This is a genomic window from Flavihumibacter rivuli (genome assembly GCF_018595685.2).
Classification (GTDB): Bacteria; Bacteroidota; Bacteroidia; order Chitinophagales; family Chitinophagaceae; genus Flavihumibacter; species Flavihumibacter rivuli.
This window is the reverse complement of sequence record NZ_CP092334.1, coordinates 2436408-2449419: the sequence shown is the minus strand read 5'-3', so window position 1 is coordinate 2449419 and position 13012 is coordinate 2436408. Positions and strand designations below refer to the sequence as shown.

Here is a 13012-nt window from a genome sequence, read left to right as displayed (position 1 = left end):
CTGGTCATGGTTTTGTCAAATACCGGTGGTGGGCCTTCAAATGGGGGTTTTGGTGTATTTTTGTCGACTCATGCACCATGCCCCCGATATTTTGGCCATGGCCGGCAAATCGCCGGTGCTCTACGACCAGATGGATCTCTTGCAGGAAAAGAACCAGCAGATCCCCGGGTCGGTGCAGTATTCCATTTACCGTTACCGCAGGAACACGGCCTGGAACCTCGATGATATGGGGATGCTGGTCTACCACCGCGTGGACCATGAGCCCAGCCAGAACTACCTGGAGCTTCGCTTTTGCATTTCCGGTAATATGTATTGCCAGCAGAAGCAGACCGAATGCGATAACTGTAAGTTCTCCCAGTCGAAGACCTGTGGCGAGAAGGTGGATAGCGTGGACGTGATGAGTTTTGTTTTCTCCCCGGCCCACCTGTCGCAGTTCATCACCCTGAAGAAGAGCAAGACCACTTTGCCGGATGATATCGTGCGGTTCAACCATCCTTCTTCCTTCACCAAGACCCTTTCCCTCTGCAGCCGGACGAGGATGGTGCTGGAAGCCCTGTTGAACCATAACTATTCGGGCAGCATGGAGAATATCTTCCTGAATGCGCAGTTGCAGATGCTGTTGTTGTACAGCCTGGAATGCATGCTGGGGGATAAGGAGCCGGTGGGCTTCACCTGTAAGTTCCTGGCGAATGAGGCGGATCGGGAGAAAGTGGCGATGGCCCGAGAGATCCTCCTGCAGCATATCGGCGAGCCCCTGACCATCAAGGAACTGAGCCGTAAGGTGGCGATGAATGAGTGCTACCTGAAGAAGGGTTTCAAGGAGATGTTCGGGACTACCATTTTCGATTTCTACCAGAGCCAGCGGATGGAACACGCGCGCTACCTCCTTTACGAGAAGGGCCTCAGCGTGACGGAAGTGTCCATGATGCTGGGGTATTCATCTATCTCACATTTCTCTACTGCGTTCAAAAAACACACGGGGTTGAAGCCTTGTGAGTTGTTGTTGCATTGATGGTAGAGGTTAGCGGTTTCAAAAAGGCATAACGCAAAGGGCGCAAAGTACACGCAAAGAGCGCAATGCCTGCCTTAGCTTTAGCATCGGCAGGCAAAGGATGCTTTAGATTGGCGCAGCCACCGCTTTGCGTTCTCTGCGGTTCCTCTGCGAACTTTGCGTTACAAAAAATTACGTATACTCTTTAAAGGTAGTAATGCATCACCCTTTACCCGTTCCCCTGTACGCCATGATATCCCTGTCGAACAAATACAAACCACTCTTGTCCTCGCCGATCAGTTCCAGTTTTTCGTTGAGGGTCCTGGCCAGTCGCTCTTCTTCCATTTGCTCGGTGACGTACCACTGCAGGAAGTTATGGGTCGCGTAATCCTTCTCCGCCAGCGCCAGGTGCACCAGGTCGTTGATGCTGGCAGTGACGATTAATTCATGCTTCAGGAATTCTTCAAAAGCACGTTTCAGCGAGAGGAAGGTAAGGATCGGTTGCTCTAATGGGGGCACCACCCCGAAGCCGCCGCGTTCATTGACGTACTTCAGCAGTTTTAACATGTGGATCCTTTCTTCATCGGACTGCTGGTAAAAGAAGTCCGTCACCCCCTGCAGGCCAGGCTGGATATCGGCCCAGGAGGCCATGGCCAGGTAAGCTTGTGAGGAAGCTGCTTCCAGCTGAACTTGCTTGTTGAGGGCTGCCGCCATTGCTTCACTTAACATAGCATCTGATTTAGTTACCTAAGTTATCACCATTTGCCCGGTTTTCCTGAATGCGTAAATGGAATTCCGGATTTTAATGTCCCCTTAAGCAGGGGGAATGTTCCTTTGCGATCCCGGTGGGGAAGATGGACCGGCAAACCGCTACAGGTAAGTGGTGAGAAAGGGAATCCTTTTTCCCGATTGTATGAACGGCAATGCATTCGCCTGGTATTTTCATTCTTTTGGCAAGAAGGGTATGCGGGCGAAGAGCTATAAGCTTTTGAGGGAGGATGGAAAAAGGATTTGTGAACAAGAACAGGAAGGCAGTCGCAGGGGACAGACTGCAACTATTATTGGCTATAAAATTTTAAGCTCGAACGATGAAAGTATTCTTCAGGAGGATCCATTTGTACCTGGGACTGGCCGCGGGACTGGTGATCATGGTGACCTGTCTCACCGGGGCTTTACTGGTATTTGAAAAGGAGTTGACGGAATTGTTCCATCCGCGGCGGTATTCCGTGGAAGCCATTGGCCAGCCCGTTCCTGTTTCGGTGATGGAAGCATCCATCAAGCAGCAGGAACCCGGGGCGATGATCCAATCGATCAAGTTCCATACCGATCCCAGGCGTTCGGTGGAGTTCAGTTATACGATAAAGAAAGGGAAGGATGCTTCGGTTAGTCTTGCCCGTGATAGCAAAGCGGTACAGGGAGAAGAAGCTGCAAAGCCTGGGACTGAAAAGAAAGGGGAGAAGAAGGGTGCCGGTGGCGGGGAAAGAAGGACGGCCTTTGTGAACCCCTATACCGGTGAGGTTTTGGAGCTCTTCAATTACCGGGAGAGTTTCTTTTACAAGGTGATGGACCTGCATCGCTGGTTGCTGGTGGGCGATACGGGTAAGTTGATCGTTGGTAGCTCCACCCTCATATTCCTTTTCATATTGATCACGGGCATCATCCTCTGGTGGCCCAGGAACAGGAAGCTGCTGTTGCAGCGCCTGAAGCTGAAATGGGATGCGGGTTGGAAGCGGGTGAACCACGACCTGCATATTGTGCTTGGATTTTATTCAGCGATTGTCCTCTTTATCCTCGCCTTTACCGGACTGGCCTGGTCCTTCGAATGGTTCAACAAGGGCATCTATAGGGTGACCAATTCCCCCATGGAAGGAAAGAAGCTGCCCGTGATCGCTTACCTGGACAGTGTGGCGGTATTGGGCTGGCAGGAAGTGGCGGAAAAGGCAACAAAGCAAGTAGGGGAGGTGAGCTACCTGACCATCGCCAAACCCAAGGATTTCGTTTCCGCCTACCAGGTGACCGTCCTGCCCCTAGATGCAGTACACGAATCGGCGACCGACCAGTATTTCCTGGACCCTTATACCGGCGCCCTGGCCGGCACCCTCAAATGGAGCGAGCGGAATACGGGACAGAGAGTGCGCGCCATTTTCAAGCCCGTGCATGTGGCTTCCATTTATGGCCTGCCCTCCAAACTCATTGGTCTGGTGGTCTGCCTGCTCGGGGTAAGCTTTCCGGTTACAGGTGTGATCCTTTGGTGGAATCGGACGAGGAAGAAGAAGTCAAGATCTTCGGTGGTGGAGATGGATGATACGGCAGCGGCGTGAGGGAAGTGTTTTATATTAAGACGTTATTCTATAACTCCATGAGGGTCTTCATTTAACCCCATCGGGTCTCCATAAGGGGCTACCGTGTACCCACATCTTTACCACATCAGGGTTTTGCACAGGGGATCCAGATGTATCAGAGACGATATACTTTTACCTCAGCAGGGTCTCCCGCAGGGGACCCTGATGAATAGTTGGATGAAAATTCAGAGGGGACTATTGAAGAGTACCACTATAGGGTGAAAAGATTTAACATTCCCCGGCGCCCCCGCTGTGTCTTATGACCAACGGGCAGTTGGAAGATGAACTTTAACCCCATCGATGTCTGACCGTAGGCGACCCCGAATATCTTTATTCGTTGAAAATTCATCTGGGACTCTTGAAGAGTACCACTATGTATTGAAATGATTACCCCCCCCGTCGCCCCCGTTGTGTCTTATGACCAACGGGTAGTTGGAAGATGAGCTAGCTGTTGGATGTATAAAATGAAAATTGAAGAGTTGATCATATACTTTTGGTCTGTAATCCTTTAAACTAGTACAATTGTTATTCGAACAAAGATTTATGCCTAACTTAATCAAGAGCCTGTAGTTGGTTTTTTATTGCCGATTGATATTATGATTTTAAATGAAGTGCCAGTAAAAGTTTTGTTGTAATATAAATTATTGTCATTTTCATCTAATGCATTATAATATTCAGTTCCATTTGGTATCGGCTTTCCTAAGTAGTCATTAATTATATAATCTCTGAGTTGTCTTCTTGTTACAATATCATAAAATACTGCAAATTGGACATTCTCCGAAACAAAATACCCTAAACCAATACCTCCGTCTATACTTTTATTAAAGGACAATTCGCTATTTGAAAGTTCGATAAGGTTTAGTGATGCATTTATTGAGAATCTTTCATACCATTTTATTGCTTCAAATTTATCTTCAGACTTGTATTTTACGAGTTTGTTTTCATGGGATACTCCCATTTTCTGTAGTTTCACTGAAACTACAGATGAAATGACAAATGAACTTTTAGAAAGCGGCTGCACCATCAAATTTTTGTTGTTGTCTGTAGATAATGAATAGCTGCTTGGTTCGTCGTTAAGGATGCTATATCCAGCCCCAAAACCAAATGTTACCCCATTAAGATGGTACTGGCTGAATGCAATTGAGGTTGAAAAAAATAATAGTATAAGAATTACATTTTTCTTCATATGCAAAAATTGATATTGTTCGAAGTTTTGGAAAATGAATGTTTTCAATTCGCTAAACAGTAGGAGATGTTTACCAGGTACTCTTTAATTTAAAAGTTTGTATCTTTTCAAAGGTTTAAATATTGCAATTTGTGATTATTGATATTGTCGGTCCAGTTCTTTTCAAATGTTTAGTTGTTATTTAGGAAGGATATCGATGTGAAATATCATGATACAGACTTGTAGATGGCGGCATTCAAATATTTTTATTCTCATTTAAAATGTGTTATTTTATTTAAAGAGGGCTTCGCTGGTTTAATTCAATGGGTTTGATTTAATATCATTCCTAAGTTAATGTTCGGTTTTATCAGGAGAAAGGGGAAAAATCCCGTATTTATTTTCTTGTACATTTTGTAATTGTGTTTTAGTTACAAGCCCTCTGCTTCCGATTCAGTTTACGTCGTTACTGTTCTCTCAATTTATTCAGAATACTAATCGACGACAGGCCATTTTTTCCTGAACCCTTATTCCGGCTCCCTAGCCGGCAGTCTTAAATGGAGTGAGCGGAATACCGGACTGAGAGCGAGGGCAACTTTCAAGCCCGTGCATGTGGCTTCCATTTATGGCCTGCCCTCCAAGCTAATTGGTCTGGTGGTCTGCCTGCTCGGGGTAAGTTTCCCGGTTACAGGTGTGATCCTTTGGTGGAACCGGACGAGGAAGAAGAGGTCAAGGTCTGCGGTGGTAGGGATGGATGATTCGGTAGCGGCGTGAGAGAAGTGTTTTACCTTAAGAAGTTATTCTATAACCCCATGAGGGTCCTCTTTTAACTCCATTGGGTCTCCCGCAGGGGACCCCGATGAACTAATAAGTGAAATTCTTACATTGTTATCAGGATCCTTTCTTGGGACCCTGATGGGTTAAAAATATTTTGATGAAAGCTCTAGTGTTTTTTTATATACTATTAATTGTGTCATGCAATTCTATTGACAAAATGGTTAACCATCCGGATGGTACAACTGAAAAAGGCAAAATGGATGAAAACCGTCTGTTCAATGGTGTTGTAAAAGTGTATGACAATTTGAATCGGGATATTGGTTATCGTACTTACAAACATGGTTTACTGCATGGACCTTCCGTGATACGAATAAGTGGTTCACATAGAGACAGTGTAAACTATTCCAATGGATTTAAAAATGGGTATATGTATCGTTTTGATACATCAAATCGTTTAGTACATAAAGCTTACCTATATTTCGATAAGCCAGTTGGCAATACCTATGGATACGACTCTATGGGCCTAATTAACCATTTTTGTTTTTATGATTTTAGCGGTAACATTATTTATCAGAGGAGGTATACGGACTCCGGAAAATATGAATCTGGAAATCTAATTAACCTTTTTTCAGCTGATAGATTGGTAAAGGATAGCGTAAAGACGGTTGTATTTCTTTATATGGTTTACCCTCCGGACGAGAAGGTCAGGTATGAAGTGGCAATTTTAGATAGTTTGAATAGAATAAATGCTTCCACCCCATTAGCGGGAGAGTTTTTTTCTGAAGAATACCTCAAGCCAGTTTCAAAACCTTTCAGATACGCCATAGTTGTGCGTTCCTTTAATGCTGTAAAAGGTAAGGATGATCTTATTATTCAACCTATTGAGTAGAAAGCATAAACAGTGTTGCTGTATTAGGCTTGCAGGAATTAGTATAAGAGTCAAAGGAGTTAGTAGAGGAGTTGAAATACCTGACCATCACCAAACCAAAGGATTCAATTTCAGGGTGCCAGATGGGCTGCCTGCTGGGGTTAATCTTTCCGGTTACGGGCGTTATCCTTTGGTAGAACCGTAAGAGGAAGAAAAAGTTCAGGCCAGCGGTTGTGGAGATGGATGATTCAGCAGCGGCCTGAGGGAAGCATTTTTTAGACGTTAATCCCAACTATGTCACTTTAACCCCATCTGGGTCTCCCGAAGGGTGCCCCGCTGAATCATATCAGTGGTAGCATACTCATGCTATTACAAATAGATGGCTATAAACAGGAGCTTACTTGGTATTCAATTCCCTAGTATCATCTTGCCCATCCCCATAGGGTATGCTCATTTGTAGCAATGAATGGAGGATGAAATCCAGCCTCGTATATCGTTGCTTAATTGTTAAATTGAAGAGCCTCTTACCTTTTAGACCAAAGGGTATCTGGCATTAACCCAAACCCATAGCGCATTCGACTTATTGGGTGGATGAATAATAGCTTTCAAGGAATTCCCCAAGTTCAGTCAAGGGTTGAAGGTCATCTTCGAGTCCAGAAGCTTCAGAAAGATTGTAATACTCGTATCCGTATACCTTTTTAACACAAGCATATTCGCCTATGATATTGTCTAGTAGCATTAAACAACCATACCCAATTTCATTTATGTTTTCTTCGGTAATATCTGCTGAAAATATCTGGATATAGAGCTTCTCTTCTTCAACAATAGGGAGGAACATTATTTTCTTCGGATCAAGGGAATGTCCATTAACGGTAATGACCAGTTTGTTGATCCTGTCTTTTGAATAGGGTTGTCTTAATGCATTGAATTGCCAGTTTTCTATTGCAGGGCTATGCTGGATGATCTTTTGTACTATATCGAAATTTTCCTCAACCCCATCCGCTGAAATAGTCATACAATATATGCTGTTGTTTTTCTCAAATTCTACGGCTAGACCTCTTTGTATTTCCATGAGCCTATTTAAGATAGCATCAATTAGGTCTGGATCGTTGTCATCAATTATTCTTCGATAGGTCAATTCGTTCTCACTAAATGATTGCCAAAAAATATTGATAAGGTCATTTGTAGCACTTGGGTGCATGTTGATTATATGTTTAGAAGGGGAACAGGTTTTATGAGCAATGATTTTCCTGTACTAATGATCTTTAGAAATTTATGGATTAGCCTTTGGGTCCAGGTATTTAATTTAAACCCCAGAGGATTACTATTTCAGAACATGATGAGCCAGTACCCTTTGGACTTCATAAACATTAACTGACTTGTTGAACTGCTTTTTTATGCTGGGTTGCACTTCGCTAGAAATCCAGATCTTTAATTCAGCATCCAGGTCAAAAGTTCCTGCTGTTTCCACGCTAAACCTGGAAATGCTTTTATAGCTGATGGACTTGTATTCTATCTTACTGCCTGTAAGTCCTTGTACATCTACGAGGATCAGTCTTTTGTTAGTAAAGATGAATGTATCCCTGATTAGTTTGAATCCTAATTCGATTTCTTCTCCTTGGGTTAGTAGCTGACCATATTTTTTAATTAATTCTTCCTGGCTAACTGCGCCGGCATTTCCAAGTAAGGCTGAGAACAATCCCATAGTATTTTTAGTTTTATTTTATTTGGTGCTTTATTGGCAATATTTTTTAAAAGCATAGCAATTGATAAATTCCCTTTCAAATAGACGAACTTATAATGACTTTAAATTGAAATGCTTGTTGAGGGTGATCTGTTTGAATATTTAATGCGGAATTTGAAAATTAATTCCTTTTTCTTTTTTGTACCGCTTTATAAGTGATTAATATCATAGTGCATAATATTATAGCAACTAAAGTCCAAGATTCTATTGAAATGGAGTAAACAAATCCGCTTTTTGCGGTTGGTAAATAATTATGTTGGGCTTCATTCATATAGAACCTGATATTGGGGATACTGCTTGTTCGACAAATTGATTAGGAGCTGACATCTGGATGCTTTTAAAATAGATTATTCATTAGTAGATTCCTTCATTTCTTCAAATCAATACCATGCAATTCTTTCAGGGTGATATACTTAATCCAGTATCTGGAATTTACCTAGCTGTTTCCTGATGATTTTTCTCATGGCTGGGAGTTCAATTTCTTCTATATCGTTGTAATCTAATTTTCCTGTATGTCTCTTATATTGGTTTGATGTATTTGGGTTCGGTTGCACAGTAAAGCAGTTGGATAGCCACTTCTTCTTTTGATGGTATTCAAAGTGGTTCAATTTTTGGTTTTTGCACAATTCAATGATAAAGATCTTTCCTGGATTGGAATAGTCATGATTCTCGTTCAAGATATCATTAAATACCCTATATGCCAGTTCTTTTAAGCTATAGGTTTCAACAGGTGTATACTGGTCAAGTATCTTTTCTTCCAGCCAACCTACTACTTGCCCTTTTGGTGGTATTTTTTGAATTCGAATACCATAGTCAATCTTTCTTGCAATGGGATAACCCAATATATTATTCTGGTTAGATCTTTTATCTGCAACTATTAAATACCCGTTCTTGATCAGGCCTGCCAGGCTCATGCTAAAATTATCCACTGCATAGCTCATAAACGGATCAAAGATCTGCCAGGAGTCGACCTGGAATCTTTTTCTTGGAATATGGGCAAGTAAGATTTCGCTGGTTAATAAAGAATCGTCTGGTATTAGTACATCGTTCAAAGGGTACTTGTTGGTCATAACTCAATTAACAATATACTGCTTACTTGATGATTTTGGTAGCATGCGAGATATTCAATTAATATAAAATATTTGACTTTTTTATTTCCAGTCTTTAACGTACTGGCCTGGTCCTTCGAATGGTTCAACAAGGGCATCTATAAGGGACCAATTCCCTCATGGAAGGCAAGAAGCCGCCGGTGATCGCTTACCGGGACAGTGTGGCGGTATTGGGCTGGCAGGAAATAGCGGACGAGGCCAGGAAGAAAGTAGGGGAGGTTAGCTATCTGACCATCGCCAAACCCAAGGATTCTGTTTCCGCCTACCAGGTGACCGTCCTTCACATTGGTGCTGTACACGAATCGGCGACCGACCAGTATTTCCTGGACCCTTATACCGGCTCCCTGGCCGGCACCCTCAAATGGAGCGAGCGGAATACGGGACAGAGAGTAAGGGCCACCTTCAAGCCCGTGCATGTGGCTTCCATTTACGGCCTGCCCTCCAAACTCTTTGGCCTGGTGGTCTACCTGCTCGGGGTAAGTTTCCCGGTTACAGGTGTGATCTTTTGGTGGAATCGGACGAGGAAGAAGAAGTTAAGTTCTTCGGTGGTGGGGATGGATGATACGGCGGTGGCGTGAGGGAGTATTTTTATCTTAAGACGTTATTCTTTAGCCCCATCGGGATCCTCTTGTAACTCCATCGCGGTCTTCTGAAGGGGCTACCGTGTACCCACATCTTTACCTCATCAGGGTCTCCCGCAGGGGACCATGATGAATAATATGGTTAAAATTCATCGGGGACTCTTGAAGAGTACCACTATAGGGTGAAAAGATTTAAAAATCCCCGTCGCCCCCGTTGTGTCTTATGACCAACGGGTATTTAGAAGGCGAGCTTAGCTGTTGGATCTATAAGTATTTTCTCCTTTTATACATTGTGATCCTCCGCAGAGGTTCAAAAAGATGTGGGTACATAGTAACTTTCGAAGGGGGCCCCGTTGATCTTTATTGAGTTGTTATTTTGAAATTTTAGGAATGATCTGTATGTCGATTCCATTTGCAAGTACCCCTAAAATACAGAAAGTTTAAAATTAGAAGTATTCTCCAATTACAATTCCTCTGTATTTTAGCAGTACTTACAAATAGAACAAGTGTTGTTTATGCAGCTCCGTATTCTTAATTACCCATTTTATTTCTGGTTAATTTCAAGCTTTATCCTTTGTTTTTGATTGTTTATCTGAGAATTCAAGATTAGATAGATTTAAAATATTTCTTCCTTTATTGATGTTAACTACTATTCCTGGATTTCTTCGCCAAGTTTCTAATAGTTGAGATGCACGGAACCGGGGACTTAGTAATTCTAGACGACTAGCAAAGTCTTCTAGTGATTTAGATTCAATATAAAGGTTTTCTAAATTTTCTTTAGATATATCATCATAACTAAGTAAATTATTAACGATTAAGTCCGCAAAGAACTCATTAGACTTCTTTTTGTCTTTTAATCTTTTATCTTCTTCTTTAATAATTTTAGCTGCATCTACCTCTGAAACTTTTGAAACCACTTCTTCAAGGTATCTTTTAAGCGTGGTATTTATCTCAGCTAAATCAGAAACTTGCTTAGATAGGGAAGAAATTTGATTTTTATCACTTCTTCTTTTCAATAAATCTCTAAATAACCCAGACCATTGTTCTTTTAACCATGCTTCAATCTCTTGATGCCTTTCAAAGGTATGTATTGGATTATTACGAGGTTGATTAAGTATCTGTTCTATTAGAAAAAATATGTTAATAGAATCAACGTGCGCATACTTAATACTTGAATTATCTCTATTGTTCTTAAAGGTTTCATATTCATTATAGACAGATTTTTCGATAAGAATGTAAATTGGAATATCCCTTTTACTTGCCGATTCGTATTCCATTTTTGTTATGCTTTCATAGCGCTGGAAAAAATCCTTTACTACTGTTTTCTGAGACTTTGAGATTGGAGATCCATACCTTCCTCCAATAATTAGTACAAAAATGTCCGCAGATTCGGCTTCTCTATAGCAAGATTCATCTAATGGCAAATCAGGATTGTAGGCAATAACGCCTTTCTCTGATAATATCGATTCATATCCTAGCTCTTCGATAAAGTTTTCAATAGATGATCTAATGTGTTTTAAATCATAAAATGTGGAACTTAAGAATATTCTTGGTCTAGCCATAATTTAGAGATATGATCTTATTGTTTACAATTGTCTTTTTTTCAGATATTCGAATTGTTTGATGGGTATTGGAAAAATTTTGTGTATGTGCTTTAATTTGATCAACGAAAGGAGTAGCATAAATGGAAGTCAGCCATCATTTCGGAGAAGCCATACTGAAGCGACTTTCTATTCGTATCTTTAAATTTAGAAATAAAGTTTTAATGGCAAAAAATTCTTAGGATTCAGGATTCTGATTAGTATTGAGTTGCTTTGTTAAAATATCGATTTGATTTTATAATATTTTTATTTTATCCTTTATTCAATATTATATAATCTATATTTTTTTACAATTGGAAACTGCCTCATATGTTTCCCAATTAGGATAGTGGGATGCCTCAATCATATTTTTAAACATTTGCCCCAACGTGTATTCGAGGATATTGTCTTAGCCCCTTAGAAGCCTGGACAAAAATTGTAAATCAATTTAGTCACAGTAAATTTAAGGAACATGGCAAAAACAAAACGTCAATTTACACCTGAAGAGAAGTATAGCATTCTTCAAGAAGCTGAACGGGAAGGTGTAACAGAAACAGCCCGCAAATACAATCTTGCGCATTCGGTACTTAACTATTGGAAGAGGAAGTACCTGGTAAAAGGCAAAGACGGCTTAAAGCCGGGATACAAAAAGGTTGATCCACTGGTACGCTCCCTGGAGGAAGAGAATGCACGTTTAAAAAAGATCATTGCTAACCAGGCACTCGAACTGGAATTTAAAACCGAGCTTTTAAAAAAAAGCGATGCCCATTACCGGAAAGCAGGCAAATGATAGCACGTTACAAAAACAGGGTAAGTATTGAGCAGCTTTGTCAATGGGCCTGCGTAGCCAGGAGCAGCTTGTATTATCAGTCCCATCCCGGAGAAAGGGGCATGAAGCCCAGCAGCCATACCATCGTAGGAAATAATAGCCTGGTTGAAAACAGCCTGGTGGTAGAGCAGATCCGGGCAGTTGTTTCGATGGACTACTGCGTGTATGGGTACCGGAAAGTGACCGAGAGCCTGCGCGATATGGAATACCTGATCAATCATAAGAAGGTGTATCGCTTAATGAAAGAACATCATTTGCTATGTGGTGCTCGAATAAAAGTGCAGGGCAAAAGAAAATGGGTACAGCATAGACGTATTGAAGCCAGGTACCCAATGGAATATTTGTGCCTGGATATCAAATACGTTTGGGTACAGGGTGAAAACCGGTGGTATTACCAACTGGCTATTATGGATGTTTTCAGTCGCCGGATCCTGTGCTGGATTTTTCAACGAAGTGTTCGCCAGACGGATGTCATTGCCCTGATGCGCTGGCTGGACCTTCGATTCGGACTGAAGGGCGTCATCATACGAAATGATAACGGTTCCCAATTTGTTGCAAATAAGGTTCGAGCCGCACTAAAAGCACTGGAAGCACAGCAAGAGTTTACACATGTTGCCACTCCGGAGGAAAATGCTTACATCGAAGCGTTTCATTCCATTCAGCAAAGCGAGCTGATTGACCGGCATTCCTTTTCCAGTTTTTATGATGCAAAGCAGCACATAGAGAAGTACATGCACTGGTATAACGTTAAGCGCAAACACGGGGCTATCGGCTTCCTCACACCAATGCAAAAATGGGCACAAGGTATGTCCTTGTCAGCTGTTAGGCCACAACTTGCGCCGGGGACGGTGGGCTTGTCAAGGCCGGACAGCGAGGGTATGCGGACGGCGTCCGCTTTGTATAGCCTTGACCAGCACACCGAACCGGCCTATCTTTGCCTTACGGATGACCAGGACATCAACGAATCAGTAGCAAACCATTTTGAAAAATCTGTCCAGTTTATAGGGGGTTAAGACAATATTCGATTTT

General features: G+C 42.1%; 13 protein-coding genes. 7 read left to right on the top strand and 6 right to left on the bottom strand.

Annotated elements, in window-relative coordinates:
• Positions 1 to 52 precede the first annotated feature (52 nt).
• The gene (locus KJS94_RS10550; RefSeq protein WP_239804364.1) at positions 53 to 1012 is read left to right on the top strand and encodes a helix-turn-helix domain-containing protein; all 960 of its coding nucleotides are present in this window, start codon (positions 53 to 55) and stop codon (positions 1010 to 1012) included.
• A 201-nt stretch (positions 1013 to 1213) separates the two neighbouring features.
• Here the strand turns inward: KJS94_RS10550 and KJS94_RS10545 are convergent, their stop codons facing one another.
• Positions 1214 to 1720: a ferritin gene (locus KJS94_RS10545; RefSeq protein ID WP_214448798.1), complete on the bottom strand. Its 507-nt coding sequence runs from the start codon at positions 1718 to 1720 to the stop codon at positions 1214 to 1216.
• A 359-nt stretch (positions 1721 to 2079) separates the two neighbouring features.
• Here KJS94_RS10545 and KJS94_RS10540 point away from each other — a divergent pair, with 359 nt between their 5' ends.
• Complete coding sequence (locus tag KJS94_RS10540; protein WP_214448799.1) at positions 2080 to 3312, top strand: PepSY-associated TM helix domain-containing protein; 1233 nt, start codon at positions 2080 to 2082, stop codon at positions 3310 to 3312.
• A 577-nt stretch (positions 3313 to 3889) separates the two neighbouring features.
• Here the strand turns inward: KJS94_RS10540 and KJS94_RS10535 are convergent.
• Positions 3890 to 4519 (bottom strand): hypothetical protein, encoded by a 630-nt coding sequence (locus KJS94_RS10535; protein ID WP_214448800.1) that lies wholly within the window; start codon positions 4517 to 4519, stop codon positions 3890 to 3892.
• 495 nt (positions 4520 to 5014) lie between these two features.
• Here KJS94_RS10535 and KJS94_RS18205 point away from each other — a divergent pair, with 495 nt between their 5' ends.
• Together KJS94_RS18205 and KJS94_RS10525 are read left to right on the top strand one after the other, a co-directional pair.
• Positions 5015 to 5269, top strand: a complete 255-nt coding sequence (locus KJS94_RS18205) for a PepSY domain-containing protein (RefSeq protein ID WP_214448818.1) — start codon at positions 5015 to 5017, stop codon at positions 5267 to 5269.
• A 160-nt stretch (positions 5270 to 5429) separates the two neighbouring features.
• The gene (locus KJS94_RS10525) at positions 5430 to 6161 is read left to right on the top strand and encodes a hypothetical protein (RefSeq protein WP_214448801.1); all 732 of its coding nucleotides are present in this window, start codon (positions 5430 to 5432) and stop codon (positions 6159 to 6161) included.
• Positions 6162 to 6720: 559 nt separating this feature from the next.
• Here KJS94_RS10525 and KJS94_RS10520 read toward each other — a convergent pair.
• From KJS94_RS10520 to KJS94_RS10510, 3 genes are all read right to left on the bottom strand, one after another.
• Positions 6721 to 7341 carry a hypothetical protein gene (locus tag KJS94_RS10520; protein WP_214448802.1) on the bottom strand — a complete coding sequence of 207 codons (621 nt, stop codon included), beginning with the start codon at positions 7339 to 7341 and terminating at the stop codon, positions 6721 to 6723.
• Between the two features lie 123 nt (positions 7342 to 7464).
• Positions 7465 to 7845, bottom strand: coding sequence for a PH domain-containing protein (locus tag KJS94_RS10515; RefSeq protein WP_214448803.1), 381 nt, complete (start codon positions 7843 to 7845; stop codon positions 7465 to 7467).
• A gap of 452 nt (positions 7846 to 8297) precedes the next feature.
• Complete coding sequence (locus tag KJS94_RS10510) at positions 8298 to 8954, bottom strand: hypothetical protein (RefSeq protein WP_214448804.1); 657 nt, start codon at positions 8952 to 8954, stop codon at positions 8298 to 8300.
• Between the two features lie 158 nt (positions 8955 to 9112).
• Between KJS94_RS10510 and KJS94_RS10505 the strand changes: the two genes are divergently transcribed.
• Positions 9113 to 9571, top strand: coding sequence for a PepSY-associated TM helix domain-containing protein (locus KJS94_RS10505; protein ID WP_214448805.1), 459 nt, complete (start codon positions 9113 to 9115; stop codon positions 9569 to 9571).
• A 563-nt stretch (positions 9572 to 10134) separates the two neighbouring features.
• On the opposite strand, the gene KJS94_RS10500 is transcribed toward KJS94_RS10505, so the two are convergent.
• On the bottom strand, positions 10135 to 11136 hold the full coding sequence (locus tag KJS94_RS10500) for a DUF4062 domain-containing protein (RefSeq protein ID WP_214448806.1): 1002 nt from the start codon (positions 11134 to 11136) through the stop codon (positions 10135 to 10137).
• A 490-nt stretch (positions 11137 to 11626) separates the two neighbouring features.
• Here KJS94_RS10500 and KJS94_RS10495 point away from each other — a divergent pair, with 490 nt between their 5' ends.
• Both KJS94_RS10495 and KJS94_RS10490 read left to right on the top strand, forming a co-directional pair.
• Positions 11627 to 11944: a transposase gene (locus tag KJS94_RS10495; protein WP_214449558.1), complete on the top strand. Its 318-nt coding sequence runs from the start codon at positions 11627 to 11629 to the stop codon at positions 11942 to 11944.
• Entirely contained in the window at positions 11941 to 12996 is a 1056-nt protein-coding gene (locus KJS94_RS10490) for an IS3 family transposase (RefSeq protein ID WP_214449559.1), read from the top strand. The genes KJS94_RS10495 and KJS94_RS10490 overlap by 4 nt, the downstream gene beginning before the upstream one ends.
• Positions 12997 to 13012 lie beyond the last annotated feature (16 nt).